Genomic DNA, 26,816 nt, shown 5'->3' on the forward strand with positions numbered 1-26,816 from the left:
GATCCTTCGGTTGGGTGGTCAGAGGACTTTCGACAGGAACTCTTGCAGTCGTGGGCTTTTCGGATTGTCGAACACTTCGGCGGGGGCGTCGTCCTCGACGATGTTGCCGTCGGCCATGAAGATCACCCGCGAGGCCACCTCGCGGGCGAAGCCCATCTCATGGGTGACCACCACCATCGTCATACCGCCTTCGGCCAGGTCCCGCAAAACCTGCAGCACGTCGCCGACCATCTCCGGGTCCAAGGCACTGGTCGCCTCGTCGAACAACATGATCGAGGGATCCATCGCCAGCGCCCGCGCGATGGCGACCCGCTGCTTCTGGCCGCCCGAGAGCGTGGCCGGCTTTACATGAGCCTTCTCGGCGAGACCGACCTGACCGAGTAAGTCCATCGCCTTTTTCTCGGCGGCGGCCTTGTCCATCTTCTTGGTCGTCAACGGTGCCAGCGTGACGTTCTGCAGCACGGTCATGTGCGGGAACAGGTTGAAATGCTGGAACACCATGCCGATGTGCTGCCGGACCTTGTCCAGATCGACTTTGCGGTCGGTGAGGTCGAAATCGCCGACCACCACCTTGCCCGCGGTGATGTCCTCGAGCTTGTTGAGGCAGCGCAGGAACGTCGACTTTCCCGACCCGGACGGGCCGATGACGCACACGACCTCGCCCTGCTTGATGTCGGTGGTGATGCCGTCGAGGACTACGAGTTCACCGAACGATTTCTTCAGCTCGTCGATGTGGATCATCACGGTGCCTGCCGGCTTTGCCTCGGCGGAATCGGGAACGAGGTCGGTCATTTCACGATCCTTTTCTCGATGCGGTCGGAGAGTTTGGTGAGCGCCATGATGACGATGAAGTAGATGATGCCGATGATCAGCCACATCTTGAACGACTGGAAGTTGCCGGCGATGATGATGCGCCCCGTCTGCGTCAGCTCGGCAATCCCGATCACCGACAGGATCGAGGTGTCCTTCAGCGTAATCACGAACTGGTTGATGTACGACGGAATCATCGTCCGGATAGCCTGGGGCAGTATGACTTTGCGCATTGTGGGCAGATATCCGATGCCCAGGCTGCGGGCCGCTTCCATCTGCCCCTTGTCGACGGATTGAATACCGCCGCGCACGATCTCGGTCATGTATGCGCCCGCATTCAGCGAGAGGGTGATGATGCCCGCGGTCAGCGCGCTCATTTGAAAGCCCAGCGCAGACGGGATGCCGAAGTAAATGAAGAAGGCCTGCACCAGTAGCGGGGTGCCGCGGAAGATGTCGACGAACGTCGTGCCGATGGCACGCAGCACAATCGACCGGGACACCCGGAACAGGCCGAAGATGACGCCGAGCACCAGGGCGATCGCGATGGAGACGACCGTAAGGATGACGGTCATCTTCAGGCCCTGCAGCAGGATCGGGTAGGTGCTCTTGATCAGCCCGAAGAACGAATTGTCGTCGTTGGCGGCGCCTTCGCCGAGGTAGCGGTTGACGATCTTGTCGTACTGCCCGGACTTCTTGAGGTTCTCCAGACCGGCGTTGAACTTCTTGATCAGCTCGGCGTTGCGGCCTTTGTTCACCGCGAAGCCGTAGCCGGTCGGCTCCTCCTTGGGGGTGACGGTCTTGAAGCCGTTGCCCTGCGCGATCCCGTACAGCAGCACCGGGTAGTCCTCGAACACCGCCACCGAGTTGCCGGTCTTGACCTCGTCGAACATCGACGAGGAGTCAGCGAATGAGACCACCTGGAAGCCGTACTTGTCCTTGATGGAGTTGGCGAAGGTTGCGCCCTGGGTGCCGTTCTTGACCGCCACTCGCTTGCCGCGCAGATCCTCATAGGACTTGATGTCGTTGTTGGTCTTCAGGACCGCCATCTGAATACCGGACTCGAAGTACGGCTCGGAGAAATCGAAGACCTGCTTGCGCTTGTCGGTAATTGACATGCCGGCGATCACGCCATCGACCTGGTTGGCTTGTACGGCCTGCAGCGCGGCGTCAAAGCCGAGCGGTTTGATGTCGACGGTGAATTTCTGATCTTTGGCGATCGCGCGGATGAGATCCATGTCGATTCCGACGAAATTGCCCTGCTTGTCCTGGAATTCGAACGGAGCGAAGGTGGTGTCGGTGGCGATCAGGTAATTCTCGCCATCGGCTGACGCCCGCGCGGGCGCGAACAGTCCAGTCGTGAGCATTGCCACGATGGCGGCCAACGCCACCAAGGCGAACGCGCGCGCAGGACTTCGGTGAGACTTTCGGCGTAACCATCCGGTCGGCATGCGCTGCCCTCCCATTTTCCGATTGTGCGCGTGCAGTTCACGCTAACGGCAAGACTTGCCGCGTGTCTGGGTAACTGCCCATCAACGACGCCCACCGTAACGGCCCGGGCGACGCCGCCCGGGGGCCACGTGACGCGCACCGACCTCGCCACGGGTGACACCGAGACGCCGGTGTCGGTCACCACCGACCGGCCCGGCCAGCGGTTGGCATACCCGTCCCGGCACTGAATTGCCGGTCGCCGCCCCGGTCCGCCAGTCTGATCACGTTCCCTGTCAAGGATTTTCGGCACATCCTGAACGGGTGCGCAACGCTGACGTCAGCCCTGTCCGACGGCATTGGAAAAGCCGGACTTGTCGACCGTCGGTGAGCCCGCGTGGTAGGTGATCTCGTTGTCCATCCCGGATGCCTCGATGGTGTCGGCCGAATCGACGGTCACGATGTTGTTCATGCCGGACACCTGAACGCGCGTGCAGTGGCCGGTGATCACCACGGTGTTGTCCATGCCGCTGATGGTGACCACGCTGTCGTCGCACGCGAGCCGCTTGTTCTCGTTGACACCGGAGACGCTGAGGTTGACGCCCGATTCGGGCGGGGCCACCGTGGCAGCCGAATTCGACGGGAGAGTCGGGGTGCTGCGGCTGGGCCGGGTCGCCGTGGTGAATGTGCCGCCGCCACCGGAGATGGTGGGCAGCCCCGGCGAGGTGCGCCCGGCGTTGAGGTGACTGTCGATCAGGAGTGCGCCGCCGCCCGCAGTGAGCCCAAGCACCAACAGCACGAACACAATCCAGCCTATGCGCAGACTCGGTGCGGATGACGAAACTGACGGTTGCGGCATCGACGGCCCGTAATACCCGGGGGGAGGCGGTGCCCAGTTGCTCGGCGGTACCGACGTGCCCAGTTCGCTGGTGTGCGCCTGCTCGGTCAGCGGGCGCTCGAGTTGCTGAATGCGTTTCTCGGGATCGTCTTCTGGGTTCATCGCCTCGCACTCCTGGGTCCGGTACCCGTCAGAATATTGCCCATCCGGGGCGGCTCGGGGTTTGATCAGGTCAACTTTTGGGTGAGCGCGAAACTGCCGGTCTTTGACCTCGAAAGGGCCATTGCTTGATGTCGAAAGCGCCCGTTTCGCGATGGTCGGGTACGGGTATTTGGCGGCATGGTTCGACCGCACCCCATCATCCGGCTGGCGCTGCACACGCCGGCGAGATCTACGAGCACGGCTTCGGCCGGCTGCTCGGCAAGCGCTTTGTTCGCCTCAGTCACGGCGAATCCGACTCGTGCGAGTGCCGCACGGTCCTCGAAGTCATCGGCGCGAGCGACGACGAGGTGATGGTCATCGCCGGTCTCGGGCCGTCGTGCGAGTGGTTCCGCGACATCGCGTCCGGTTCACCGGCATCAATCGAACTCGGCGGGATGACGTTCTCCGCCGAGCACCGGGTGCTCGGCGAGCCGGAGGCCGTCGCGGTGATCGCCGAGTACGAACGGCGCCACTGGCTGATCCGCCCCCTCGTTTACCGGGTGATGGGCATCCTGCTGTGCCGGGAGTACGACGGCAGTCCGGCCGCGCACGTCGACCTTGCGCACCGGCTGCCGATCGTCGCGTTTCGCCCGGCCCGCGTGGCCGCCTAGGCATACGTGAGGGACTAGTTCGGCAGCAGTAGCCGAACGGCATGGGCGACGACCCCGTCGACGTCATCGCCGAGTGCGCCGGCGAGCCACTGCCGAGCCAATTCGGCCATCGCGCCCGCATACATTGCGGCAGCGACTTCCGTTGCCACCCGGTCAGATTCGGGTGAAGTGCGGCGGTGCTCGTCGAGTACCAGTTCGCGGACATGGTCCTGGGCCAGGGTCCGCCGCGCGGCCAGAACAGGGTTGGTGCGGGCCTCGGTGAACAGGATTCTGCCGCGCCGCGGGTCGGCCGAGCCGAAGTCGAGTACGGCTCTGATGCCGGCCTGCAGCCGGGTTCGCCGGTCGCGGGCATCGGCCATCGCCGCGGTCAGGATCCCGCCGAGTTCTCCCGCGACCTCGTCGTACACGGCGCCCAGGAGGTGCGTCGGTGTCGGTGAAGCTTTCGTAGAAGTATCGGGTGTCGAGTTCGGCTGCCCGGCACACCGACCGCACGGACACCGCGGTCTCGCCACCCTCGCCGAACAACGTGTAGGCGGCGCGGACCAGGAGAGTCCGGCGCTCGGCCTGGCGGGCGGCGGCGGACAAACCTGCCCACCGGAAACCTGTTGCTGACGGCCGACCGGCGCCTCGGCACCGCCCAGGAGCCACAGCCGCACTGACCCGGACGTTGCCGCCTATGCTGCCGTGATGCCCGAAACCACGTGGACCGCGCAGATCGCCCACGTACTGCGCGCGCGGCCGCTGACGTCGTTCTTCGTGCTGTCCTACGTCGTCACCTGGGTGCTGTGGGCGCCGTTGGCCTTCGCCGGGGTCCCCGCGTTCTCGGCGACCACCCACACCCCGTCCTGGTACGCGCTGCCCGGCGTCGCGATCGGAGTGACCGGCACAGCGTTCTTCATGACCGCGATCACGCAGGGGCGCGCCGGTGTGCGGCGGATGCTGCAGCGACTGGCGTGCTGGCGGGTGGGCGTGCGCTGGTATCTGGTGGCGATCCTGCTGATCCCGGTGGGGCAGGTACTCGTCACCGCCGCACTCGTCAGCCCGGGGGCGTTGCGAGCGCTTAGCCCTTCAGCGCTGGCCGCCTACCCGCTGTCCTATCTGGCGCACTTCGTGTTCGGCCCGCTGTTCGAGGAGTCGGGCTGGCGTGGGTTCGCGCTGCCCCGGATGCAGCACAGGTTCGGCCCGCTACGGGCGACGCTACTGCTGGGACTGTTGTGGAGCGCATGGCACTTCTTCCTGTACGCGCCCTCGTGGTTCGCCGGCGGAGCGGCGAATGCCGTTGCGGGCGTTGGCATTTTCGTGGTGTTCACCACCAGCATCAGCTTCATCTTCACCTGGCTGTCCAACAACACCACCGCGAGCCTGCTGCTGGCGATCCTGCTGCACGGTTCGGTCGACGGCACCGCCACCTACCTGCAACGGCTGGGCGACCGCGGCGTGATCTCTTCGGACGCCGCCGCCTTCAGCGGCCAGTTCGGCGTGCTTATCCTGTGCGTGCTGACCGCGGTGGTGCTGATCGTGTTCACCCGCAGCCGGCTGAGCTATCCCCGCTACCACCACGCAGCCGAGCGCCTCGACATCGGCGACTCCCCCGCGGCGAAAGTGGCTCCAGCGTGACGCCCGGCGCCCGGCCTCACGCCTTGGTGACGCTCGCGGCGGTGCTTGCCATAGTGACCGCGCCGCTCGCGGCCGCCGATCCGGTGCCGCCGGTAAGCCCGCAGGCCGCCGCGGCCGGTTTCGTCGACGTGCGCACCGTGGTGCCCGACGCCATCATCGACCTGCGGTACGCCACGCCGAACAACTTCACCGGCGTGCAGCTCTATCCCGCCGATGCGCGCTGCCTGGTGCATCAGTCGATGGCGCAGGGGTTGGCGACAGCCGCCGAGGCGCTTCGGGCGCAGGGCGACACGTTGGTCTTCTGGGACTGCTACCGCCCGCACGACGTTCAGGTGCGGATGTTCGACGTGGTGCCCAACCCGGCCTGGGTCGCCAAGCCGGGACCGTACGCCCGCAGCCACGAGACGGCCAGATCGGTCGACGTCACAATCGCCGAGCGCGGCCAGTTGGTCGACATGGGAACCGGTTTCGACGACTTCACCGCACGCGCTCAGGCCTACGCCACCGACGGGGTCAGCGCCGCGGCCCAGGCCAACCGGGCCAGGCTGCGCTCGGCGATGCAGGCCGGTGGGCTGGCGCCCTATTCCGGGGAGTGGTGGCATTTCGACGGTCCGGGTGCGGGTGTGCAGCGGCCGATCCTCGACGTGCCCGTCGACTAGGAAGCTCAGCCCAGCAGCGGACGGCGGTGGCTGGTCATCTCGGTCAGCGCGTCCTGCATGGCGGTGTGGATGCGCTCGCCGTAGGCCTCGGCGTCCTCACCGGGTTCGCCGGTGGTGGCCGCCAGCACGCGGGTCTGCAGCTTGGTCGGCAGCCGCGGTTAGGTCAGCATGCCGACGGCGCCGACGTTGAGGCCCCACGGCAGCGAGATGCTGGTCGGCAGCGCCTTGACGCGAAGCAGCTTGTCCAGGCGCAGCGTGCGGGCCAGTCGCTCGCCGCCGGCGGGTGGCCAATGGCACCATGGTCGACCACACCGAGCCGTCCTGTGTCTTGGGTAGCGACCCGGTCCGCAGCCGGGAGGCTGTCGAACACATGGTGTGATCTGGCCCACTGGCGAGTTGTTGAGACTCACTCGCTAAGTGTGCCGAACAGCGAACACTTTCGGGATCACGATCGCCTGGGATCGCAACCCGCCCGGTCGGGGCGCCCAGCGCGTCAATAACCTAAGGATTTTCCTTAAGAATTTAGACGCGGCTGAGGCATTGTGATTTGTGCCTCTTTCGGCTTCGCGCCGGTAAGGAAATCTAAGGACGTGCTTCGTCGCGTTCATTCGTTTGTGATCTTGAATACCGGAAAACTGCCATGTCAGAACGCCTTTTTGCGCCGCTAGGCAGTCGTTGCAACGAATTGATAACGATCCTTGCCTTAGCAGTTCCTGAGATCCTCGGGCTGCTTGGTAATGGGTTCTGAAAAGCCGCGAATTCTCCGTGAATTGACTCGCTACACTCGACCCAGGCGGTTACCGGCAGGTAACGCGAAAACGACTAAAGACAATGCGCGGCGCAGTCCAGGCCGCCGGAGGTACGAGATCATGGCAAACACAACGGGAGTTACGGAAGGGTCCAATGTCACCGGTGTCGCGGTGGCTGAACGGGTCGCCGCAGACCGCTCTTTGTGGCTGTCGGCGCTGCCGTCGATCCGGCGGGCCCCGATCGGTGACCTGCTGCCGCGGCTGCTTGGTGGCGCCGAACTCGAGCCGCTGACCGAGCCGATCGCAGCGCCGGTGATGACGGTCGCCCGCACTCTCGCTGCCGGGCACGGGCCAGTCAGTGACATCGCCGTCAGCCCCGACGGCCGGCACCTCGTCACCGCCCACTACGGCGCCGACGTGGTGTGCGTCATCGACACCGCGACGTTGTCGGTCACCGCGACGATCGACGGCCTCAGCGAGCCCTACGCCGCCGTCATCGTCGGTGACCGCGCCTATGTCAGTGCAGCCTCCAACGCGGAGGACGCCGTCGTCGCCGTCGACACCCGCACCGCGACACCGCTCGCGGCTAAGACGTTCGACATGACCCTGTCCGGCCTGGCCGTCAGCCCGGCCGGTGACGTGCTGTACGTCGGCAGGACCGGCGAGGACGAAGTCGATATCGCGGTCATTGACATCGAGTCCGGCTCCGTCGGCAGCATCGCCATCCCGGCTGCGCCCGGTGCCTCCATCGAAACGGTTCGAGTCAATGCCGATGGCACGCGTCTGTTCGCCGCGCTGACCACCTCGACGGGCGGCATGCTGGCGATCATCGACATCAGGGCACGTGCGATCAAAGCCGTCGTATCCATCGCCGGGTCGATCGGTGACATCGCGGTTGTGCCCAACGGCCGCACCGTTTTTGCCACCGGATGGGACGTTGAACTCGGCGGCGTCATCCATGTCGTCGACGTCGCCGGTGCTCGCGTCACCGACACCATCGATATGGGTGGTGTCCCGACCCAGCTGGTGCTCAGCCGCGGCGGCGCGTGCGCCTACATCGTCGACCGTGACGAGATCGCGGTGATGTGTACCGCCACCACCGAGATCGTCGACAGCGTCGTCATCGGCCCGCAGTTGTCCTGCTTGGCAGTCGACCCGGTGCGGAACCGGTTGTACGCCGCGGACTACGCCGGTGTGATCACCGCCGTCCGGCTCGATCCGGCCGTGCCGCAGCCACAACAGTTGGCCGTCGCGGCATCCTGACCGGGCTGCCACGATGGAGTCATGACTTCGACTCCACGGCAGCGCGTCGTCAACTTCGTCCAGCGGCGGGTCGCCAACCCACTGATGCGGCTGGTCCCGATTCAAACTCTGCTGGAGACGACTGGGCGAAAATCCGGCCGACCGCGGACCACCCCGATCGGCGGTCGACTCGACGGTGACACGTTCTGGCTGGTGTCGGAGTTCGGCGATCGATCCCAATACGTCCGCAACATCGCAGCCAATCCGCGCGTACGGGTTCGCGTCCGCGGGCGATGGCACAGCGGAACCGCCGTGGCTTTACCTGACGATGACGCGCGGGCACGACTGGCCGAGCTTCCGCGGATGAACAGTGCGGCGGTCCGTGCGATGGGAGACAACCTGCTCACGATCCGTGTGGACCTGGATTAGTGGGCGCTGCAGTCCAGTGAGACCGAGATCGTCTGGCTGGTGACGACCGGCACCAGGATCGTGCGATTGTTGCCACGCCCCGGTCCGGTGTAGGGCACCCACTGAGTGACGGTCTGGGGATTGCGCACGTTCGTGACCACGCACTTCGACATCGGACCGGTGCCGATGCGGTCGATGTTCACGGTGTAACCCTGACTTTGCAGCTGACTGATCGTGGCCTGCGCCGAACTGTCGGCCCATGCCGTCGCGGCCGGCCCGGCGACGATGCCACCCGCGGCCGCCGCCACAGCGAGCGCATATGCGGTCCGCATTATCGCGCCTCCTCTTTTCCCGACCAATGATCCTCCAGTTACATCGTCGCTGCCGACGAAATCGTTCCCGTTCCTGCATATCTGCCTGGCGTTGTTTAGCCGCTGCAGGGTCGGGAACCCCGGAGCTGCGGGCGAATGTGCAGTCGCACGGTCGAAATCGACTGGCACTGCAGGAGAAGTCCCGCGATCAATGGGATGAACGGTGCGCACGCGCCTCATCCTGCACTGCAGGAACAGACGCCAAGGAGGACCCATGGCAGGCAACAGCGGACCCGAAGAGGGCATCAAGGGCGTCGTCGAAGACGTCAAGGGCAAAGCCAAGGAAGCCGTCGGCACCGTGACCGGCAGCGATGACCTCACTGAAGAGGGCAAGGCGCAGCAGGACAAGGCTGAGGCTCAGCGTGACGCTGCGGCCAAGGAAGCCGAGGCCGAAAAGGCTCGCGGCGAGGCCAAGGCCCAAGAGAAGCGACAAGAGTCGCACCAGTAGACGAAAGAACCCGGCCGGTGAAACCCGGCCGGGTTCTTCTTCTCAGCCTCGTGGGCCGTACATGATCAGCGCCACTCCCACCAGGCAAATCAGCGAACCGGTCACATCCCAGCGGTCTGGGCGGAACCCGTCGGCCGCCATACCCCACAGCAGTGAACCCGCGATGAACACCCCGCCGTAGGCGGCCAGGATCCGCCCGAAGTGCGCGTCAGGCTGCAGCGTTGCGACGAAACCATAAGCCCCCAAGGCGATTACGCCGAAGCCAACCCAAATCCAGCCTCGATGTTCGCGAATGCCCTGCCACACCAGCCAGGCACCGCCGATCTCCAGCAGCGCCGCAGCCAGGAACAGGGCCGCCGATTTCAGCACAAGCATCGGGTCAGCATGGCATGGCGAGTTGCTCACACCCGCGCCGAGCAGTCGCCAACGACACAGTGTGCCAAGCCGATCTGCGGTGAACCCCAGCCCGGTGTCCACCACAGAACTGCCTTCCGGCACCCGTGTCCGGCTCAGCCACGACGTGCTGTGCCTCGACGACGGGCATCGGGTCGGCGTCTCGACGGGCGGTCGCGGCGTGCCGCTGGTGTTCCTGCACGGCTACGGCCTCAATGCGCGGGCCTACCTGCGGCTGCTGAGCCGACTCGGGGCCCTCGGATTCACCGTGATCGCCCTCGACGCCGCCGGCCACGGCGGAACACCGACGCTGCCTGCCGAGGCGACTCTGGAAGGCCGCGTCGATCTGACGCTGCGCGCCCTGGATGCTTTGGGCATCGGTAAAGCGGTGTTCCTCGGCCACTCCATGGGCGGACGGATGATCGTCGACCTCGCGGCCCGCGCACCCGAACGGGTACTTGCGGCGGTATTGCTCAACGCCGCCGCGGGCGCGCCGTTCGACGAGTCGATCTCGCCCGGGCACCGCTCGCCCCGCGCGGTCGCCGAGCGGCTACTGGCCGTTGCCGTCGACGCGCAGCGCGACCCGAGGCGGCTCCCGCTCGGTGAACTGGCCGGCTATCTGCGAGTGATGGCGGGTGCACTGGCTCGAAATGCGCGCGCGCCGCTCGGACTGACCGGTGCCTTGCGGGCGTTGCTGGGCTCCGGCGACTTCGCGGAAAAGCTGGTCGCCATGCGCGCCAACGGTGTGCCCACGATCGTCGTGCACGGCGAGAAGGACGGTGTCGTGCCGTTCGAGAACGCCTATGACATGGCCGAGCGGGCCGACGCGGCCCTCTACCGGGTTCCGGGCGCGCATCATTCGTGGATGTTGGCTCACCCGCGGCAGGGCGCCGACATGATGCGCCAGTTGCTCGGCGCAGAACTCGGCCGAGCGCTGCAAAGGGTGTACCGGGATACCCCGGAGCTGGCCGCCGAGGACCTCGAACCCGTCGAGCTCGAGCTCCTCCGATCACCGGCCGCGCGCCGCTACCCGCGCCGTCGTCCGTTGGCTTTCCGGTGGCCGGGCCGCCGCCGGGTTCCGGTGGCACTGACCGGGTGACCGATCCCGGGCCTGCTGCGTTGCTCGCCGCGATAGATTCGGCCCTATGCAGAGCACCATGCAGAACTTTCCGCTGACCGTTTCCGCGATCCTGCGCTACGCCGCCACCGTTCACGGCGATCGGACCGTGACCACCGCGACCGGCGACGGGTTCCGGCACGCCACCTACCGCGAGGTCGGACGGCAGGCCGCCCGGCTGGCCAATGCGTTGCGGCGCCTGGGCATCGAGGGTGACGACCGGGTCGGGACTTTCATGTGGAACAACCAGGAACACCTGGAGGCCTACGTCGCGGTGCCCTCGATGGGGGCGGTGCTGCACACGCTGAACATCCGGCTGTTCCCCGAGCAGATCGAGTTCGTCGCGTACGAGGCCGAGGATCAGGTGGTGATCGCCGACCTGTCGCTGGCGCCGATTCTGGCTCCAGTGCTGCCCAAGATGGAGACGGTGCACACGGTCATCGCCGTCGGGTCCGGCGATCTGGAGCCGTTCGAGGCGTCGGGCAAGCGGGTGGTGCGCTACCACGACGTGCTCGGTGCCGAGTCCGACGAGTTCGAGTGGCCGGAGATCGACGAAAACTCTGCCGCCGCAATGTGTTACACCAGCGGCACCACCGGACACCCGAAGGGTGTGGTCTACGGGCACCGGTCGAACTATCTGCACTCGATGGCGGTCTGCAGCGGTAACGGGCTCGGACTCAGCTTCTCCGACAAGGCCTTACCGATCGTGCCGATGTTCCACGCCAATGCCTGGGGTCTTCCCTATGCGGCGTTGATGGCCGGCGCGGATCTGGTGCTGCCCGACCGATTCATGGACCCCACCTCGTTGGTGAACCTGATCGAAAGTCAGCGTCCTACGGTGGCCGGGGCGGTGCCGACCATCTGGAACGACGTGATGAACCACCTGGACCGCAACCCCGGTCACGACATCTCGTCGCTGCGGTTGGTGTCGTGCGGCGGGTCGGCTGTACCGGTGTCGCTGATGAAGGCATTCGAGGAGAAATTCGATGTGGAGATCCGCCAGCTGTGGGGAATGACCGAAACGTCGCCCATCGCCACCCTGGCCTGGCCGCCACCGGGCTTGACCCCCGAAAAGCAGTGGGAGGTCCGCGGAACGCAGGGCAGGCCGATCTGCGGTGTGGAGACCCGCATCGTCGACGACGAGGGCGCGGTGCTGCCGAACGACGGCGAGGCGGTCGGGGAGCTGGAGGTCCGCGGTGCCTGGATCACCGGCTCCTACTACCGCAACACCGACGAGTCCAAGTTCCAGTCAGGTTGGCTGCGCACCGGGGACGTGGGGCGCATCGACGGCCAGGGCTACATCACGTTGACCGACCGGGCCAAAGACGTCATCAAGTCCGGTGGTGAGTGGATCTCGTCGGTCGAACTCGAGAACTACCTGATCTCCCACCCTGCGGTGCGGGAGGCCGCGGTGGTAGGGGTGCCCGACGAACGCTGGCAGGAACGGCCGCTGGCCGCGGTGGTGCTGCACGAGGGGGCTGAGGCATCGCCGGAGGAACTTCGGAATTACCTGTCCGACAAGGTCGTTCGGTGGTGGCTGCCGGAACGGTGGACATTCGTCGACGAGATCCCGCGGACCAGTGTCGGTAAGTACGACAAGAAGACCATCCGCGCCAGGCATGCCGACGACGTCTACGACGTCACATACCTGTCCTAGCGCTCCGCGCGCTGGTAGGCGGTGACAACCGCCGCCCCGCCGAGACCGATGTTGTGCTGCAGCGCGGCGGTGACGTTGTCCACCTGACGCTTGTCCGCGGTGCCGCGCAGCTGCCAGGTCAACTCGGCGCATTGCGCCAGGCCGGTCGCGCCCAGCGGATGTCCCTTGGAGATCAGCCCACCCGACGGGTTCACCACCCAGCGTCCGCCGTAGGTGGTGTCGCCTGCGTCGATCAGCGCGGGAGCCTCGCCCTCGCCGCACAGCCCCAGGGCCTCATAGAGCAACAGCTCGTTGGCGGAGAAGCAGTCGTGCAGCTCGATCACCTGGAAGTCGGCCGGGCCTAGACCGGACTGGTCGTAAACCTGTTGTGCCGCCTGCACATTCATGTCGTACCCGATGATGTTGGCCGCGCTGCCGTCGAAGGTCGACGCGAAGTCGGTGGTCATCGCCTGCCCGACGATCTCGACGGCCTGATCGGCCAGCCCGTGCTTGTCGACGAACGCCTCACTGGCCACGATCGCTGCGCCCGAGCCGTCCGAGGTGGGCGAGCACTGCAGCTTGGTCAGCGGATCGGAGATCATCTTCGCGCCCAGGATGTCGTCGAGGGTGTACTCCTCCTGGAACTGCGCGTACGGATTGTTCACCGAATGCTTGTGGTTCTTGAAACCGATCTTCGCGAAATGCTCGGCGGTGGTGCCGTACTTCTTCATGTGCTCGCGGCCTGCCGCACCGAACATCCACGGCGCCACCGGAAACGTCATCGAGTCGGTCTCGTTGAGAGCGACGATGTGACGCATGAGTGGCGACTCGCGGTCTTCGGCGCCACCGCCGAGCGAGCCGGGCTGCATCTTCTCGAACCCAAGAGCGATGGTGCAGTCGGCGAGGCCACCGCGGATGGCCTGCGCGGCCAGGTACAGCGCCGTCGAGCCCGTCGAACAGTTGTTGTTGACGTTGACGATCGGGATGCCGGTCATGCCGAGCTCGTAGAGCGCACGTTGCCCGGAGGTCGAGTCACCCGAGCAATAGCCGACGTACCCCTGCTGCACCTCGGCGTAGTCGATGCCGGCGTCGGCCAGTGCCTTGGTGCCGGACTCGTTGGCCATCTGGGGGTAGTCCCAGCCTTCGCGGCGGCCCGGCTTCTCGAACTTGGTCATCCCGACCCCGACGACGAACACCCGGTTCTTTGTTCCGGCCATGGCCTATTCCTTCCGTCCGCAGTGACGATCCCGCTAGTGTAGACCCGGCTGTAACACGTTCTAGTTTTCTGCGGAGGAGCACCAATGACGTTGCGAGTCGTGCAGTGGGCAACCGGGTCGGTCGGGGTCGCGGCGATCAACGGTGTGCTGGAACATCCCGAACTCGAACTGGCCGGCTGTTGGGTGCATTCCGCGGACAAGGCAGGCAAGGACGTCGGCGACATCATCGGCACCGAACCGCTGGGCGTCACGGCCACCAATAGCATCGACGACATCCTCGCCATGGACGCCGACGCGGTGATCTACGCGCCGCTGCTGCCCAACGTGGCGGAAGTGACCGCACTGCTGCGCTCGGGCAAGAACGTCGTCAGCCCACTGGGCTGGTTCTACCCGAGTGAATCCGAAGCCGCCCCGCTGGAGGCCGCCGCTCGCGAGGGCAACGTCACCCTGCACGGTGCCGGGATCGGACCGGGGGCGGCCACCGAGCTGTTCCCGCTGCTGCTGTCGGTGATGTCCACCGGGGTGACCTACGTTCGCGCCGAGGAGTTCTCCGACCTCCGAACCTATGGCGCACCCGACGTGCTACGGCACGTGATGGGCTTCGGCGGAACGCCGGAGAGCGCGTTGACCGGACCCATGCAGAAACTGCTCAACGGCGGCTTCTTCCAATCGGTTCGGCTCATCGTCGACCGGCTCGGTTTTGCCGCCGAGCCGCAGATCCGCACCTCCCAAGAGGTAGCTGTCGCAACCGCGCCCATCGACTCGCCGATGGGGGTGATCGAACCCGGCCAGGTGGCCGGGCGGCGCTTCCACTGGGATGCCGTCGTCACCAACACCATCGTCGTGCGCATCACCGTCAACTGGCTGATGGGCGAGGAAAACCTCGATCCCGCATGGTCTTTCGGCCCGGCCGGCGAGCGCTACGAGATGGAGGTGCGGGGAAACCCGAACACGTTCGTCACCGTCAAGGGCTGGCAGCCGGAGAGCGTCGAGGAAGGGTTGGTCAGCAACCCCGGTGTGGTGGCCACCGCGGCGCACTGCGTCAACTCAGTTCCGGCGACCTGTGCCGCCGCGCCGGGCATCGCCGACTTCTTCGACCTGCCACTGATCACCGGACGCGCAGCACCTCAGCTCGCACGCTGACTATCGTTGGCGAGATGGCTCACCCCGTCGTCGTCCAGCAGTCCCGCGCCATTCCCATCGCGGTACCGGATGCGTTCGCCAAGACGCTGCCGATGCCGCTGCCCCAGTTGTTCCACCGCTGGTACGGACCGATCCCGCCGATCAAAGACGTGCACGACCAGACGGGCGACTGGTCGGCGGTGGGGCAGACCCGCACCATCGTCCTGGTCGGGGGCGGAGGCATGCGGGAAACCCTGACCACGTTCGACGCGCCCCATGCGTTCGGCTACACCCTTACCGACATCCACGGTGCGATGGCGCCGCTGATCGATCACGTCGAGGGGCTGTGGGCCTTCAGCGAACAGGGCACCGGCACCAAGGTCACGTGGCAGTGGACCCTGCATCCCAAGTCGGCACTGACTGCGCCATTGCTTCCGGTGTTCGCCCGGATCTGGCGCGGTTACGCCAACCAGGCCCTGGCCACCCTCTCGGAACACCTGCTGAGCTGATGGCAGGCGGCTTGCACGAGAACGATCCGCTAGTCGTAAACCCCGGTGCGGTCGACGACAACGCTCTGGGAACGGCCTTCCGATTCTGTTCGTTGGCCTCGTTGCGTTATGACGCCAGTGATGAGCCGCCGCGCTGGCAGGCGGCTGCGGAGCTAATCGAGGTGAATCCCTCTCTGCCCCAAGAGAATGTCTGGGCCGCCGCATCGGCCGCCGACCCGGCGGCGCTGACCCGTCACCTACAGGATCGGCCGGAACTGGTCACCACGGCCGGCGGCCCCTTCGGCTGGGTACCGCTGCTGTATCTGTGCTATTCGCGGGTCCCGTTGCCGCACAGAGAGACTGATGTCCTCGCTGCAGCCTCTGCGCTGCTCGACGCCGGCGCCGATCCCAACGCCGGCTATCTGTGGCGCGCACTGCCGACACCATTCACGTTGCTCACCGGAGTTTTCGGCGAAGGCGAGCAGGGCCCGGGTCGTCAACCCCGCCATCGGTTCTCGAGCGAGTTGGCACGCCTGCTGCTGCAGCGCGGCGCGCACCCCGTCGACCAACAGACCCTCTACAACCGGATGTTCCGAGCCGACGATTCGCACCTCGAGCTGCTGTTCGACCACGGCTTGGCCGACGCCGGTCCGAGTCCATGGGAGCGTCGCATGGGCGAGGCGATGGAGACACGCGAGCAGATGTGGCAGCGCCAAATCGATTGGGCCGCTGACCATGGCTTCGCAGACCGACTGGCCCTGCTGGCTCGTCACGGGATCGACGTCTCGGGAGCCGACCTGGTGCAACCGCCGTTTCCCGGCGACCCGAACGTGCGCGACGCCGAGGGCGCCACGCCGCTGCATCACGCGGCGTGGAGCGGCGACCTGGACCTGATACGTCGGCTGCTCGAGGCCGGTGCGGACGCGGACCTCGTTGACTTCCGCTATGGCACGACGCCTTTGGGCTGGGCGCAGCACGCCTACCAGACCGACGCGATCGACTACCTGAGCAACTGGCAGACTCACACGCTGTGACGACTAAACGTGCCCTGATACTGGCCGGCGGCGGCATCGCCGGCATCGGCTGGGAGACCGGCATTTTGCGCGGGATCGCCGACGAATCGCCGCATACCGCGCAGAGCCTGCTGGACTCCGATGTACTGGTCGGAACCTCGGCGGGCTCCACCGTCGCCGCACAGATCAGCAGCTCGCTGTCACTGGAGGCGCTCTTCGAACGCCAGACGGCGGAACCCTCGTCAGAGATCGACCCCGGGGTGGACATCGAACAGATCTCGGCGCTGTTTCTCACGGCGATGGCCGAACCCGGTGAGCTGAGGGACAAACTTCAGCGGATCGGACGCGTCGCGCTGGACACGCCAACCGTCAGCGAGGCTGTCCGCAGACGCGTCATCGAAGCGCGACTCCCCGAACACCGTTGGCCGAAACAGGATCTGCGGATCACCGCCATCGACATCGAAACCGGTGACCTGGTGGTGTTCGACTCGTCGTCGGGGGTGGATCTCGTCGACGCCGTGGCTGCCAGCTGTGCGGTGCCCGGTACCTGGCCGCCGGTGACGATCGGCGCTCGGCGCTACATGGACGGCGGTGTCAGCAGCTCGGTTCACACCGCGGTGGCCGCCGACTGTGCGACGGCCGTGGTGCTGGTGCCGGCGAGCGAATCAGCGCCGTCGCCGTTCACCCACGGCACCGCGGCCGAGATCGCCGCCTTCGGTGCGCGAACATTCGCCGTCTTCGCCGACGACGCATCCCTCAGCGCCTTCGGTCCCAACCCGCTGGACCCGCGCTGTCGGATCCCGTCGGCGCTGGCCGGACGCGAGCAGGGCCGCCGGGTGGCGGCGGCGGTCACGGAGTTTCTGGCGTGATGATGATTTCCGGGCCGCTGTAGCGATAGCCGTCCAGCGCTTTCACCGCCAATTCGCGACCCAGGTCGATGATCTCGGCGGCGCGGTGGAAATCCAAACTGCGGCAAGCGGTTCGGGGCACCTCGATGAGCAGATCAGGGGGATAGGCTGCCATCTGGTGGCGGGCCAGCGCGGCCTGCGCGATGTCGATCGTGCGGTTCATCACCGCGAAGCTGCCCAGCTTGGGGATCGCAGCTTCACGTGAGCTGTCGATCAGTTGATCGTCGCCGCTCGGTTCGGCGTCGTCGCCCTCCTCCGACACCGAACTGGTGCCGAAGCGGCTCAGCATCGACCGGGCCGCCGGGGTGTCCAGAATCGAGCGGGCAGTGTTGGTGTCCAACAGTGCCGACGTGCTGCGCAGCAATCGGCCGAGCCATTCGCTGCTGGCGGCCGCTTCCGGGGCTTGGGTGGTGTCCTGGCTGCCGTCGGGGTCGGGGCCGGACAAGCTGATCGCGATCGTCAGGTCGGCGTTGACGGCGGCGATCGGAGCCAACGGCAGTGGGTCGAGGATGCCGCCGTCGGCAAGTAATCTGCCGTCGAGTACGTGCGGGACGATCACGCCGGGGATGGCGATCGAGGCGCGGATCGCGGCATCGACCGGTCCGCGCTGCAACCACACCGATTTTCCCGCGATCAGGTCGGTGGCCACCGCGGTGTAGGGGATCGGCAGGTTCTCGATGGTGACGTCGCCGAGGATGTCGCGGACCGCGTCGAGGATCTTCTCGGCGCGCAGAACGCCGGCCGCGGTGATCGACGGATCGAGCAGTCGCAGAACGGCTCGCTGCGTCAACGTCTGGGCCCACTGAGCGAATTCGTCGAGCGATCCGGCTGCGTGCAGGCCGCCCACCAATGCTCCCATCGACGATCCGGCGACACCGACGATCTCGTAGCCGCGACGTGTCAGCTCGTCGATCACGCCGATGTGCGCGTATCCCCGCGCGCCGCCGCTGCCGAGCGCCAGAGCGACCCGAGAGTTAGGGGATTGGTCGGGCATGGAGTCCATTCTGCTCACCGACAGCGGAAGGGCACCCCTTTCGGGATGCCCTTCCGTGGTGGCGCGTGTCACCGCGCCGCGCTCAGTCGCGCTGAATCACGTCGATGGTGCCGAGCTTGTCGCCACCAACGGTGTATCCGAGCGAGTCGATTGTGTTTCCGCGGGCGTCACCGGACCCGCCGGGGGCGGCGGCCGCGGGGGCGGCCAGGCCGATGACGAACGCGCTCATCGCGGTGCCCAGCAGGCCCGCGACCGCGTACTTGGTCATGATGATGTGCCTCTTTTTTGGTTTCCTCTTCTGCCGGCTTTCGCCGATCAATTACAAGGAGGTAAACCGCGAGGTCAGGCAATTAATTCCGATGGCAGCAACTGAACGGCGGGTGGCAGTAATCGTGTGCGCCGCTACGGACTTTTGCTACCCGTGATCGAAACGATCAGCAGCCGCCGTCCGCGGCTGCCTTCACCGCGATGATGACCGCAGCCTGCTGCGCCGTCGACAACTGGCCCCAGGTGCTGTTGAACGTCGCCGGGCCGGGGGCGGCGTTGCTCTGCAATTGCTTCAGGAACGGTTCGACCAACGCCTTCGGGTCGCCACCCTTGCCGTCCATCCACGTCTTAGTCGCCATGCAGGCCTGCGCATATTGTTCTTCGGTCGATTCAGCGGGCGTGTCGATCCGGGTGGTGACCCCACCCGGCGACATGCCGACCGTGCCCGACGGGGCGGCCGCTTGCGTCGACTGCGCCGCACTGCTCGACGGCGCCACAGTGGTGGACGGGGACTGCCCGCCGACACCCGAGGAGCACGCCGTCAGCACGGCGGCCACGCCCGCGACACACGCCGCGGCGCCGGACAGGGAGCGACATCGATAGGGGCGCATCGTTTCAATCTATGCAACACTGGCGGCCATGACGGAGCGGACCAGGTCCAGGGAGTGTTGTCGGTTCTAGCCGACCCCCGATCTGACCCTGCAACGTGCGGAAAGTTTCTCGTCATGCCGTATTCGGGCGCTGCCCCTTCACTTGCCACCTTCCCGTCCATCGCACCAGCGGTGTCCGCACCCACCCGGCTACGGTTACCCGACCTGATGCACGCCACCGATCGGTACGCCGACGGTGTGCTGCGCGGCCAGTTCGACGCGCTGCTGCCCGCCGGCGGTCCGCCCACCGACGAACGCTGGTTCACCCGGCTCCACGCCGACGACGAGCTCGACGTCTGGCTGATCAGCTGGGTGGCCGGCCACACCACCGAACTGCACGACCACGGCGGATCGCTGGGTGCGCTGACCGTGCTCTCCGGCGCGCTGCACGAATACCGTTGGGACGGTGAGCGATTGCGTCGTCGCCGTCTCGACGCCGGAGACCAGGCGGCGTTCCCGCTGGGGTGGGTGCACGACGTCGTCGGCGCACCCGCCGTCGCGGCACCTGCCTCTGCCACACTGAGTGTGCACGCGTATTCGCCGCCTTTGACGGCGATGTCGTATTACGAGGTCACCAAGCGTAATACGTTGCGCCGCAACCGCACCGAGCTGACCGACGCACCCGAGGGGAGCTGATCCGATGAGCAGTCGAATCGACCGCGTCCTGGCCGATGCCAGGGCGCGACTGCACCGGCTGGCGGCTGAGGAGATCCCGGCGGCGTTGCGTCGCGGAGCGGTCCTGGTCGACATTCGCCCGGCAGCGCAACGCGCCGCCGAAGGCGAGACGCCGGCCGCGCTGGTGATCGAACGCAATGTGCTGGAGTGGCGCGCCGACCCGACCAGCGAGGCTCGGTTGCCCCAGGCGAAAGACGATGACGTCGAGTGGGTGATCCTGTGCTCGGAGGGCTACACCTCGAGCTTGGCCGCCGCCGCGCTACAGGACCTTGGGCTGCACCGCGCCACCGATGTCGTCGGCGGCTACCAGGCGCTGGCCGCAGCCGACGTACTCGCCGAGCTGCGCGAACTCACTCCGGCGCCGTGACGATTCCGCGCAGGCGCTCGGTCTTCTCCGGTGTCCAGCCCGGCGGCTGCAGGATCGACGCCCACGCGTTGACGACGTCGCGCACGTAGCGGTGACCGTGCCCGTCGGGAACATCGACGGCCACCGCCATGTCAGCCGACACCTGCAGGAACGTCACGATCGGAATCCAGTACATGTCCGGCGACACGTCGTACCCGCGCGCCTCACGTAACCAATCCGGTTCGGCGAACAGCAGATTGGGGTTCCACCAGCTGATGGGGTCGGACGCGTGTTGGAGATAGACGATCCGCGGATAGCCCCACGGCTTGTCGGGCCGGCCCAGATTGTCGGGGCGTGCCGCGAACCGGATGTTCTGGCCGTCGTCGAAGATCGGCAGCCACATCGGGGATCCGGGGTCGCGATTGACGGTGACGTCGTCCCACATCGTGTTGTTGAACGTCGGGCCGGAGAACAGTGCCCCGTCGGTGCGGGCGATGATGTTGTTCGGGCTCAGGAACGGTGCCTCGCCCCCGAAGGATCCGAGGCTCTCGCCGAACACCACGATCTTGGGACGCTGCGCTTCGGGCATCTCGCGCAGTCGCGCGTCGACCGCCTCGAACAACGCCTGGCCCGCCTGCCGGGCGTTCTCCTTGTCCACCAGGAACGACAGCCAGCTCGGCAGGAACGAGTACTGCATGCTGACGATCGCGGTGTCGCCGTTGTACATGTATTCCAGAGCAGATGCTTCGGCCTCGTTGATCCAGCCCGTCCCCGTCGTGGTCGCGACGGCGATGACCTTGCGCTTGAACCCGCCGGCGCGCTCCAACTCTCGCGCGGCAAGCTCGGCGGACGCCTTGATTCCGTTGGCGGAGTTCTTGCCCGCGTAGGCCCGGATCGGTTCGACCGCGGGGGTGCCGTTGAATTTGGTCAGCTCTTCGACGGAGGGTCCGCCGGCGACGAACACGCGGCCCTGGTGACCGACGGTGTCCCAGGCGACCAGCGAGCCGGGGCCACCGGAGCGCAGCGGCGTCTTCGGGGCCGGGTTGTCCGGACCCATCTCGTCGTTCACCGAGGCGAAAGTGCTGTTCAGGAAGCTCATTCCGCCCCTGATTACCACGCCGTTGAGTATCGCGATCGTCAGGCTCAGCAGGAGGATGACCACAACTACCGCCGAAACACGCGGTGGCGCATACCGATTCAAGAGGCGGACGAGATATCTGACGAGTCTGCCGACCAGCTGGCCGATTTCGACGAACAAGAACAGCACGACAACGCCGATGATCGCGGCCTGCGGGTAGTTGTACCACTGCAGCCGCGGCACCCCCATCAGGTCGCGAACGTGGTCCTGCCAGACGTGGAACCAGTAGATCGTCACGACCAGCCAGACGATTCCGACGGCGACCAGCACCGGCCAGGACCACCGCGGCGGGCGCGGGCTGGACGGCCGCGACAACATGAACCGCACCAGCCAGACGGCGAACACACCCAGCCCGTAGCCGACCGAGCCGGCCGCGCCGCTGACGAGGCCCTGGAACAGCGGGCCGCGCGGCAGCAGCGACGGGCTCAGGGAGAGGCCGAGGAACACCAGGCCGACAGCCGTTCCGGTGAACGTGTAGCGGCGCTGCCACCAATCCGGCTTGCTCTCCGAGGCGGGCGCCGGGTCGGCGGCCTCGGTCGGTTCCGACTCGGTGACGGTCACGTCAGCACCTTAGCGGTGCGTGAAGTTGGCAGGGCGCTTCTCGGTGAAGGCGGCCATTCCCTCGGTCTGGTCATCGGTGGCGAACGCGGAGTGAAACAGCCTGCGCTCGTAGAGCAGGCCTTCGGTCAGCGTGGATTCGAAGGCGCGGTTGACCGCTTCCTTGGCCATCCGGGCGGCCGAGCGGGACATCTGCGAGATCGTCGTCGCGACGGCTTTGGCCTCGGTGAGCAGGTCGTCGGCCGGTACCACCCGCGACACCAGGCCGCTGCGTTCTGCCTCGGCGGCGTCGATGGTGCGGCCGGTCAGAATGAGGTCCATCGCCTTGGCTTTGCCGATCGCTCGGGTCAGCCGCTGTGAGCCGCCCATGCCGGGCAGCACGCCCAGCTTGATCTCGGGTTGGCCGAACTTTGCGGTGTCGGCGGCGATGAGGACGTCGCACATCATCGCCAGCTCGCAGCCCCCGCCGAGGGCGTAGCCGGCGACCGCGGCGATGGTGGGTGTGCGGACGGCGGCCAGCTTGCCCCACGCCGCGAAGAAGTCCGCGTCGAAGACCTCCGAGAACGAGAGTTCGGCCATTTCCTTGATGTCGGCACCGGCGGCGAACGCCTTTTCGTTGCCGGTGATGACGATCGCGCCGATACCCGGGTCGTTGTCGAATTCTGCGGCGGCCGTGGTGACCTCGACCATCACCTGGCTGTTGAGCGCGTTGAGCGCCTTGGGCCGGTTGAGCGTGATGGTGCCGACCCGCTCGTCGCGGTCGACCAGGATGGTTTCAAAGGTTTCGGTGGTCATCATGTCCTCACTCGAAGGTCAGGTCCGGGTCTGCCGGCGCGAAGTACTGTTCCACATCCTGCTCGGTCACCGCGGCCAGTGAGGGCGGGTTCCACGTCGGGTTGCGATCTTTGTCGATGATCTGCGCGCGGATGCCCTCGACGAAGTCGTGGGAGTCCAGCGACGCCGACGACACCCGGTACTCCTGAACCAGAACGTCTTCGAGGGTCTCGAGCTCGGCGGCGCGCCGCACCGAGGCCAGCGCGACGGACGCCGCGATGGGGGAGCGGGACGCGATGAGATCGCCGGCTTTCCTGGCGTCCTCGTCGTCGTGGCCTCGCAGGGCGGCGACGATGTCGGCGACGGTCTCGCCGGCATAGCATTCGTCAATCCAATGCTGTTGGAACAGAAGGTGACTGGCCGGCGGCTCGGTGGCGAACGCCTGAACGGCGGCGTCCACGCCGTCGGCGACGATCGCTTCGACGAATCCCTGGAGCTGCACGTGCGGGACGTAGTGGTCGGCGAACCCGAGCGCGATGGCGTCGGCCCCGGAGAACGGCGCACCGGACAGCGCGGCGTGCAGGCCGAGTTGACCGGGAGCCCGCGACAACAGATAGGTGCCGCCGACGTCGGGGACGAAGCCGATCCCGACCTCGGGCATGGCGACCTTGGAGGTGTCGGTCACCACGCGGACGTTGCCGTGCGCGGCGACGCCCACACCGCCGCCCATCACGATGCCGTCCATGATCGCCACGAAGGGCTTGGGGTAGCTGCCGATCTGGGCGTTGAGGCGGTACTCGTCGAGCCAGAAGCGGCGAGCCTCGGAGCCGTCGCCACGGGCGCTGTGATAGATCGCCACCACGTCGCCGCCTGCACACAGGCCGCGTTCTCCTTCGCCGGCGAGAACCACCGCGCGGACATCGTCGTCGTGCTCCCAGTCGGTGAGCGCCTTGGCGATGATCGTGACCATCGTGTGGGTCAGCGAGTTGATGGCCTTCGGGCGATTGAGTGTCAGGAAGCCGACACCGCCGTCGACCCGGGTCAAGACTTCGTCGGATTCAGCCGTCACGGCAGAGCGGTCCTTTCCGTCCATCAAATTGGTTGGATGTCCTAGTTTTTGGAAACGCAAAACTACCAGTTGGCAAAAGATCGTCACCCGCCGGATGCCGCTCACAGGTAAGGTCTGGCTTCGTAGCGCCGGACACGCCGGGAAGAACGTTGTGGACTTCCTGGGAACTGGTTCCGGCAGCCGTTCGTTGACGGTGTGTTACGCGACTTCCAGGAGAGGATTCCGACGGTGCGGGAGACCAGCAACCCGGTATTTCGTTCGCTGCCCAAGCAGCAGGGCGGATACGCACAATTCGGTACCGGTGTAGCCGGTGCCCAGCAGGTGGCTTACCAGACCGATCCATACGCGGGCGCCTACCAGCCGCAGACCGGCGTCTCGCGGCCCATGACGATCGACGACGTCGTCACCAAGACCGGCATCACCCTCGGTGTGCTGTCCGTCGTCGCGGTCATCTCCTACTTCCTCGTCTCGGCCAACCTGGCCCTGGCCACGCCGCTCACCCTGATCGGTGGGCTCGGCGGGCTGGTCCTGGTGCTGATCGCGACCTTCGGTCGTAAGCAGGACAACCCGGCCATCGTTCTGAGCTACGCAGCGCTCGAGGGCCTGTTCGTCGGCGCGGTGTCGTTCATCTTCGCCAACGTGGTGGTGTCCGGCGCCAATGCCGGTGTGCTGATCAGCCAGGCGGTCCTCGGCACCATCGGCGTGTTCTTCGGCATGCTCGTCGTCTACAAGACCGGCGCCATTCGGGTGACCCCCAAGTTCACCCGCATGATCGTCGCGGCCATGGTCGGCGTGCTGGTGCTGCTCCTCGGCAACTTCGTGCTGGCGATGTTCGGTGTCGGCGGCGGTGAGGGCCTCGGCCTGCGCAGCGGCGGCCCGGTGGCCATCATGTTCTCGCTGTTCGTGATCGCGCTGGCGGCGTTCAGTTTCCTGATCGACTTCGACGCTGCCGACCAGATGATCCGCGCTGGTGCGCCGGAGAAGGCGGCCTGGGGCGTGGCCCTCGGCCTGACCGTAACGCTGGTGTGGCTGTACATCGAGATCCTGCGGCTGCTCAGCTACTTCCAGCAGCGATAGCTGCTTCACCGTGCAAAGCCCCGGCCTGACGGCCGGGGCTTTGTCTTTGGTGGGCGACCATCGAGGCAGACCCCACGGCGATGCACTGGGGCATTTCGACGCACTGAGTTCTGCCTCGATGAGCTGTGGATGGGTGCATGCAGCGATGGCGGGTCACGCAATCCTGTCCGACTGCAGCGAGTGTTCATCGGGAGCGACGTGATCGCTGCGGGCAAGCTGACGCGGTATCAGCTCCGGGCCCACTGCCGACGAATATTTCCGGACGTGTACGCGTACGGAATCGGTGAGCTGTCGGTTCGTGACCGGGCAGTCGCGGCTGTTCTGTGGTCTCGGGGTCGTGCGGTCGTGACCGGTGTGGCGGCGTCTGCAGTGCACGGAGCGAAATGGGGACGTGGTTGCGGCTGCTGCCGATGGCGGCTGGATTTCCGCGCCCCGAGACCCAGATCCCCGTGTTCAGGGACGACGGCCGTTCGCGCTACTTCCTGGACATGGGTTGGCGCGAGGTGATGGTCGCGGTCGAATACGACGGTGAGCAGCATCGGCTGGATCGCGGTATCTATCGCAACGATCGAACCCGATCGGAGTTCATCGCCGACATCGGGTGGCGCCGGATCCGAGTGGTCGCCGGCGACCGAAAAGCCGACATCATCGAACGGACCAGGCGCGCATGGACATCGAGTCAGACCCCAGGGCGATGAAGCGGTACCGATCGTCGCTCTGAGGTCTGACTCGATGACAGCTAGCTCAGGCGCTCGATCACCATGGCCATGCCCTGGCCGCCGCCGACGCACATCGTCTCGATGCCGAACGTCTTGTCGTAGGTCTGCAGGTTGTTCAGCAGCGTGGCGGTGATCCGCGCGCCGGTCATGCCGAACGGATGCCCCAGCGCGATCGCGCCACCGGAGACGTTCAGCTTGTCCTCGTCCATGCCGAGCGCCCGCGCCGAGCCGAGCACCTGGACCGCGAACGCCTCGTTGATCTCGTAGAGGTCGACGTCGCCGATCGTCATGTTCGCCTGTGCGAGAGCCTTTTTCACGGCTTCGATCGGGCCGAGGCCCATGATCTCGGGCGACAGGCCGGACACGCCCGTCGACACGATGCGCGCCAGCGGGGTCAGCCCCAGCTCCTTGGCCTTGGTGTCGGACATGATCACCAGCGCGGCCGCGCCGTCGTTCAGCGGACACGCATTGCCCGCCGTGATCGTGCCGTTGGGCCGGAACACCGGCTTGAGCTGGCTGATCTTCTCGTAGGTGGTGCCTGCGCGCGGTCCGTCGTCCTTGGACACGACGGTGCCGTCGGGCAGCGTGACCGGCACGATCTCGCGCTCGAAGAAGCCGCTGTTGATGGCCTCCTCGGCCTTGTTCTGCGAACGGACGCCCCAGTGGTCCTGGTCTTCGCGGCTGACCCCGGTGAACAGCGCGACGTTCTCGGCGGTCTGACCCATCGCGATGTACACGTCGGGCAGCAGGCCGTCCTCGCGCGGGTCGTGCCACTCGTCAGCGCCGGCGGTGGCTGCCTCCGAGCGGGCCATCGCATCCGTGAACAGCGCGTTCTTGGTGTCCGGCCAGCCGTCGGCGTTGCCCTTGCCGAAGCGCGACACCGTCTCGACGCCGGCTGAGATGAACGCGTGGCCCTCGCCGGCCTTGATCGCGTGGAACGCCATCCGGGTGGTCTGCAACGACGACGAGCAGTACCGGTTGACCGTGGTGCCCGGCATGAAGTCGTAACCCAGCTCGACGGCGACGGCCCGGCCGATGTTGAAGCCCGACTCACCGCCGGGCTGACCGCAGCCCATGATCAGGTCGTCGATGTCGTGCGGATCCAGCGAGGGCACCTTGTCGAGCGCGGCGCGCACCATCTGCGCGGCCAGATCGTCGGGACGGATGTCGACCAGCGACCCCTTCATCGCGCGCCCGATCGGCGAGCGGGCGGTGGAAACGATGACAGCTTCGGGCATGTGAGGCTCCTCAGGAGGTGTGCAGCTTGAGTGCAGCG

Annotated in this window: 29 protein-coding genes and 2 pseudogenes; 16 read left to right on the forward strand and 15 right to left on the reverse strand. The window is 66.3% G+C overall.

The features are described 5' to 3' along the window. Positions 1–18: 18 nt before the first annotated feature. The 3 genes from Y900_RS18020 to Y900_RS18030 form a co-directional block, all read right to left on the reverse strand. Complete coding sequence (locus Y900_RS18020) at positions 19–792, reverse strand: amino acid ABC transporter ATP-binding protein (RefSeq protein WP_036343607.1); 774 nt, start codon at positions 790–792, stop codon at positions 19–21. Further along, on the reverse strand, positions 789–2,174 hold the full coding sequence (locus Y900_RS18025) for an amino acid ABC transporter substrate-binding protein/permease (RefSeq protein WP_237752702.1): 1,386 nt from the start codon (positions 2,172–2,174) through the stop codon (positions 789–791). The genes Y900_RS18020 and Y900_RS18025 overlap by 4 nt, the downstream gene beginning before the upstream one ends. A gap of 401 nt (positions 2,175–2,575) precedes the next feature. Continuing rightward, on the reverse strand, positions 2,576–3,235 hold the full coding sequence (locus Y900_RS18030) for a DUF3060 domain-containing protein (RefSeq protein WP_036343609.1): 660 nt from the start codon (positions 3,233–3,235) through the stop codon (positions 2,576–2,578). 128 nt (positions 3,236–3,363) lie between these two features. Here Y900_RS18030 and Y900_RS32875 point away from each other — a divergent pair, with 128 nt between their 5' ends. Further along, positions 3,364–3,885: a hypothetical protein gene (locus Y900_RS32875; RefSeq protein ID WP_202807779.1), complete on the forward strand. Its 522-nt coding sequence runs from the start codon at positions 3,364–3,366 to the stop codon at positions 3,883–3,885. Positions 3,886–3,899: 14 nt separating this feature from the next. Here Y900_RS32875 and Y900_RS18040 read toward each other — a convergent pair. Further along, a pseudogene (locus Y900_RS18040) lies at positions 3,900–4,533 on the reverse strand (TetR/AcrR family transcriptional regulator). 39 nt (positions 4,534–4,572) lie between these two features. Here Y900_RS18040 and Y900_RS18045 point away from each other — a divergent pair. Next, entirely contained in the window at positions 4,573–5,502 is a 930-nt protein-coding gene (locus Y900_RS18045) for a CPBP family intramembrane glutamic endopeptidase (protein ID WP_051660136.1), read from the forward strand. A gap of 23 nt (positions 5,503–5,525) precedes the next feature. After that, a complete protein-coding gene (locus tag Y900_RS18050; protein ID WP_420329825.1) occupies positions 5,526–6,161 on the forward strand; it encodes a M15 family metallopeptidase in 636 nt (211 codons plus the stop codon). 5 nt (positions 6,162–6,166) lie between these two features. Here Y900_RS18050 and Y900_RS33470 read toward each other — a convergent pair whose 3' ends face one another. Beyond that, on the reverse strand, positions 6,167–6,289 hold the full coding sequence (locus Y900_RS33470; RefSeq protein WP_272945557.1) for a hypothetical protein: 123 nt from the start codon (positions 6,287–6,289) through the stop codon (positions 6,167–6,169). A gap of 741 nt (positions 6,290–7,030) precedes the next feature. Here Y900_RS33470 and Y900_RS18055 point away from each other — a divergent pair. Further along, the gene (locus tag Y900_RS18055; protein WP_157838260.1) at positions 7,031–8,173 is read left to right on the forward strand and encodes a YncE family protein; all 1,143 of its coding nucleotides are present in this window, start codon (positions 7,031–7,033) and stop codon (positions 8,171–8,173) included. 21 nt (positions 8,174–8,194) lie between these two features. Continuing rightward, positions 8,195–8,581 (forward strand): nitroreductase/quinone reductase family protein, encoded by a 387-nt coding sequence (locus Y900_RS18060; protein ID WP_036343611.1) that lies wholly within the window; start codon positions 8,195–8,197, stop codon positions 8,579–8,581. Here Y900_RS18060 and Y900_RS18065 read toward each other — a convergent pair. Next, on the reverse strand, positions 8,578–8,892 hold the full coding sequence (locus Y900_RS18065; RefSeq protein WP_036343612.1) for a hypothetical protein: 315 nt from the start codon (positions 8,890–8,892) through the stop codon (positions 8,578–8,580). The two genes, Y900_RS18060 and Y900_RS18065, sit on opposite strands and share 4 nt — an antisense overlap. 253 nt (positions 8,893–9,145) lie before the next feature. Between Y900_RS18065 and mbp1 the strand changes: the two genes are divergently transcribed. Next, entirely contained in the window at positions 9,146–9,379 is a 234-nt protein-coding gene (mbp1, locus tag Y900_RS18070) for a microaggregate-binding protein 1 (protein ID WP_036343613.1), read from the forward strand. Positions 9,380–9,421: 42 nt separating this feature from the next. Here the strand turns inward: mbp1 and Y900_RS18075 are convergent, their stop codons facing one another. After that, positions 9,422–9,754: a YnfA family protein gene (locus Y900_RS18075; protein ID WP_036343615.1), complete on the reverse strand. Its 333-nt coding sequence runs from the start codon at positions 9,752–9,754 to the stop codon at positions 9,422–9,424. Between the two features lie 61 nt (positions 9,755–9,815). Between Y900_RS18075 and Y900_RS18080 the strand changes: the two genes are divergently transcribed. Both Y900_RS18080 and Y900_RS18085 read left to right on the forward strand, forming a co-directional pair. Next, positions 9,816–10,871 (forward strand): alpha/beta fold hydrolase, encoded by a 1,056-nt coding sequence (locus tag Y900_RS18080; RefSeq protein ID WP_157838261.1) that lies wholly within the window; start codon positions 9,816–9,818, stop codon positions 10,869–10,871. Positions 10,872–10,917: 46 nt separating this feature from the next. Then, positions 10,918–12,546: a long-chain fatty acid--CoA ligase gene (locus Y900_RS18085; RefSeq protein WP_036343617.1), complete on the forward strand. Its 1,629-nt coding sequence runs from the start codon at positions 10,918–10,920 to the stop codon at positions 12,544–12,546. Here the strand turns inward: Y900_RS18085 and Y900_RS18090 are convergent. Beyond that, positions 12,543–13,742: a lipid-transfer protein gene (locus Y900_RS18090; RefSeq protein ID WP_036343618.1), complete on the reverse strand. Its 1,200-nt coding sequence runs from the start codon at positions 13,740–13,742 to the stop codon at positions 12,543–12,545. The genes Y900_RS18085 and Y900_RS18090 overlap by 4 nt on opposite strands. Before the next feature lie 84 nt (positions 13,743–13,826). On the opposite strand from Y900_RS18090, the gene Y900_RS18095 reads away from it, so the two are divergent. Genes Y900_RS18095 through Y900_RS18110 form a run of 4 tightly spaced genes read left to right on the forward strand, consistent with a single transcriptional unit; the run spans position 13,827 to position 17,234 of the window. Beyond that, the gene (locus Y900_RS18095) at positions 13,827–14,885 is read left to right on the forward strand and encodes an NAD(P)H-dependent amine dehydrogenase family protein (protein ID WP_036343620.1); all 1,059 of its coding nucleotides are present in this window, start codon (positions 13,827–13,829) and stop codon (positions 14,883–14,885) included. Positions 14,886–14,899: 14 nt separating this feature from the next. Beyond that, positions 14,900–15,373, forward strand: a complete 474-nt coding sequence (locus Y900_RS18100; protein WP_036343622.1) for an SRPBCC family protein — start codon at positions 14,900–14,902, stop codon at positions 15,371–15,373. Further along, the gene (locus Y900_RS18105; protein ID WP_337588781.1) at positions 15,256–16,386 is read left to right on the forward strand and encodes an ankyrin repeat domain-containing protein; all 1,131 of its coding nucleotides are present in this window, start codon (positions 15,256–15,258) and stop codon (positions 16,384–16,386) included. Before Y900_RS18100 ends, Y900_RS18105 begins: the two co-directional genes overlap by 118 nt. Continuing rightward, entirely contained in the window at positions 16,383–17,234 is an 852-nt protein-coding gene (locus Y900_RS18110) for a patatin-like phospholipase family protein (protein ID WP_051660139.1), read from the forward strand. The genes Y900_RS18105 and Y900_RS18110 overlap by 4 nt, the downstream gene beginning before the upstream one ends. Here the strand turns inward: Y900_RS18110 and Y900_RS18115 are convergent. The 3 genes from Y900_RS18115 to lpqV form a co-directional block, all read right to left on the reverse strand. Further along, on the reverse strand, positions 17,215–18,267 hold the full coding sequence (locus Y900_RS18115; protein WP_036347169.1) for a patatin-like phospholipase family protein: 1,053 nt from the start codon (positions 18,265–18,267) through the stop codon (positions 17,215–17,217). The two genes, Y900_RS18110 and Y900_RS18115, sit on opposite strands and share 20 nt — an antisense overlap. Positions 18,268–18,349: 82 nt before the next feature. Then, on the reverse strand, positions 18,350–18,535 hold the full coding sequence (locus Y900_RS18120) for a hypothetical protein (RefSeq protein ID WP_036343624.1): 186 nt from the start codon (positions 18,533–18,535) through the stop codon (positions 18,350–18,352). Positions 18,536–18,701: 166 nt separating this feature from the next. After that, positions 18,702–19,145 carry a lipoprotein LpqV gene (gene lpqV / locus Y900_RS18125; RefSeq protein ID WP_036343627.1) on the reverse strand — a complete coding sequence of 148 codons (444 nt, stop codon included), beginning with the start codon at positions 19,143–19,145 and terminating at the stop codon, positions 18,702–18,704. A gap of 114 nt (positions 19,146–19,259) precedes the next feature. On the opposite strand from lpqV, the gene Y900_RS18130 reads away from it, so the two are divergent. After that, positions 19,260–19,820: a cupin domain-containing protein gene (locus Y900_RS18130; RefSeq protein ID WP_051660140.1), complete on the forward strand. Its 561-nt coding sequence runs from the start codon at positions 19,260–19,262 to the stop codon at positions 19,818–19,820. A gap of 4 nt (positions 19,821–19,824) precedes the next feature. Beyond that, a complete protein-coding gene (locus tag Y900_RS18135; RefSeq protein WP_036343628.1) occupies positions 19,825–20,226 on the forward strand; it encodes a rhodanese-like domain-containing protein in 402 nt (133 codons plus the stop codon). Here the strand turns inward: Y900_RS18135 and Y900_RS18140 are convergent. The 3 genes from Y900_RS18140 to Y900_RS18150 are packed head-to-tail and all read right to left on the reverse strand — an operon-like array spanning position 20,210 to position 23,744. Then, the gene (locus Y900_RS18140) at positions 20,210–21,904 is read right to left on the reverse strand and encodes an alpha/beta hydrolase (RefSeq protein ID WP_036343630.1); all 1,695 of its coding nucleotides are present in this window, start codon (positions 21,902–21,904) and stop codon (positions 20,210–20,212) included. The genes Y900_RS18135 and Y900_RS18140 overlap by 17 nt on opposite strands. Positions 21,905–21,913: 9 nt before the next feature. After that, positions 21,914–22,696, reverse strand: a complete 783-nt coding sequence (locus tag Y900_RS18145; RefSeq protein ID WP_036347173.1) for an enoyl-CoA hydratase — start codon at positions 22,694–22,696, stop codon at positions 21,914–21,916. A gap of 7 nt (positions 22,697–22,703) precedes the next feature. Beyond that, positions 22,704–23,744, reverse strand: a complete 1,041-nt coding sequence (locus Y900_RS18150; RefSeq protein WP_036343632.1) for an enoyl-CoA hydratase/isomerase family protein — start codon at positions 23,742–23,744, stop codon at positions 22,704–22,706. 228 nt (positions 23,745–23,972) lie between these two features. On the opposite strand from Y900_RS18150, the gene Y900_RS18155 reads away from it, so the two are divergent. Both Y900_RS18155 and Y900_RS33755 read left to right on the forward strand, forming a co-directional pair. Then, positions 23,973–24,821 (forward strand): Bax inhibitor-1/YccA family protein, encoded by an 849-nt coding sequence (locus tag Y900_RS18155; RefSeq protein ID WP_036347175.1) that lies wholly within the window; start codon positions 23,973–23,975, stop codon positions 24,819–24,821. 129 nt (positions 24,822–24,950) lie between these two features. Beyond that, a pseudogene (locus tag Y900_RS33755) lies at positions 24,951–25,519 on the forward strand (hypothetical protein). Between the two features lie 41 nt (positions 25,520–25,560). On the opposite strand, the gene Y900_RS18165 reads toward Y900_RS33755, so the two are convergent. Next, entirely contained in the window at positions 25,561–26,778 is a 1,218-nt protein-coding gene (locus Y900_RS18165) for an acetyl-CoA C-acetyltransferase (RefSeq protein WP_036343636.1), read from the reverse strand. Positions 26,779–26,816: the final 38 nt, after the last annotated feature.

It is taken from the genome of Mycolicibacterium aromaticivorans JS19b1 = JCM 16368 (assembly GCF_000559085.1).
Lineage (GTDB): Bacteria > Actinomycetota > Actinomycetes > Mycobacteriales > Mycobacteriaceae > Mycobacterium > Mycobacterium aromaticivorans.

Bases quoted from the DNA above. Each gene is read 5' to 3' on its own strand.
- lpqV (WP_036343627.1), bottom strand. From the start codon at position 19,145: ATGCGCCCCTATCGATGTCGCTCCCTGTCCGGCGCCGCGGCGTGTGTC.
- Y900_RS18115 (WP_036347169.1), bottom strand. From the start codon at position 18,267: ATGCCCGACCAATCCCCTAACTCTCGGGTCGCTCTGGCGCTCGGCAGC.
- mbp1 (WP_036343613.1), top strand. From the start codon at position 9,146: ATGGCAGGCAACAGCGGACCCGAAGAGGGCATCAAGGGCGTCGTCGAA.
- Y900_RS18130 (WP_051660140.1), top strand. From the start codon at position 19,260: ATGCCGTATTCGGGCGCTGCCCCTTCACTTGCCACCTTCCCGTCCATC.
- Y900_RS18060 (WP_036343611.1), top strand. From the start codon at position 8,195: ATGACTTCGACTCCACGGCAGCGCGTCGTCAACTTCGTCCAGCGGCGG.
- Y900_RS18095 (WP_036343620.1), top strand. From the start codon at position 13,827: ATGACGTTGCGAGTCGTGCAGTGGGCAACCGGGTCGGTCGGGGTCGCG.
- Y900_RS18100 (WP_036343622.1), top strand. From the start codon at position 14,900: ATGGCTCACCCCGTCGTCGTCCAGCAGTCCCGCGCCATTCCCATCGCG.
- Y900_RS18045 (WP_051660136.1), top strand. From the start codon at position 4,573: ATGCCCGAAACCACGTGGACCGCGCAGATCGCCCACGTACTGCGCGCG.
- Y900_RS18065 (WP_036343612.1), bottom strand. From the start codon at position 8,892: ATGCGGACCGCATATGCGCTCGCTGTGGCGGCGGCCGCGGGTGGCATC.
- Y900_RS18020 (WP_036343607.1), bottom strand. From the start codon at position 792: ATGACCGACCTCGTTCCCGATTCCGCCGAGGCAAAGCCGGCAGGCACC.
- Y900_RS32875 (WP_202807779.1), top strand. From the start codon at position 3,364: ATGTCGAAAGCGCCCGTTTCGCGATGGTCGGGTACGGGTATTTGGCGG.
- Y900_RS18090 (WP_036343618.1), bottom strand. From the start codon at position 13,742: ATGGCCGGAACAAAGAACCGGGTGTTCGTCGTCGGGGTCGGGATGACC.
- Y900_RS18145 (WP_036347173.1), bottom strand. From the start codon at position 22,696: ATGACCACCGAAACCTTTGAAACCATCCTGGTCGACCGCGACGAGCGG.
- Y900_RS18030 (WP_036343609.1), bottom strand. From the start codon at position 3,235: ATGAACCCAGAAGACGATCCCGAGAAACGCATTCAGCAACTCGAGCGC.
- Y900_RS18075 (WP_036343615.1), bottom strand. From the start codon at position 9,754: ATGCTTGTGCTGAAATCGGCGGCCCTGTTCCTGGCTGCGGCGCTGCTG.
- Y900_RS18055 (WP_157838260.1), top strand. From the start codon at position 7,031: ATGGCAAACACAACGGGAGTTACGGAAGGGTCCAATGTCACCGGTGTC.
- Y900_RS18135 (WP_036343628.1), top strand. From the start codon at position 19,825: ATGAGCAGTCGAATCGACCGCGTCCTGGCCGATGCCAGGGCGCGACTG.
- Y900_RS18085 (WP_036343617.1), top strand. From the start codon at position 10,918: ATGCAGAGCACCATGCAGAACTTTCCGCTGACCGTTTCCGCGATCCTG.
- Y900_RS18165 (WP_036343636.1), bottom strand. From the start codon at position 26,778: ATGCCCGAAGCTGTCATCGTTTCCACCGCCCGCTCGCCGATCGGGCGC.
- Y900_RS18120 (WP_036343624.1), bottom strand. From the start codon at position 18,535: ATGACCAAGTACGCGGTCGCGGGCCTGCTGGGCACCGCGATGAGCGCG.
- Y900_RS18025 (WP_237752702.1), bottom strand. From the start codon at position 2,174: ATGCTCACGACTGGACTGTTCGCGCCCGCGCGGGCGTCAGCCGATGGC.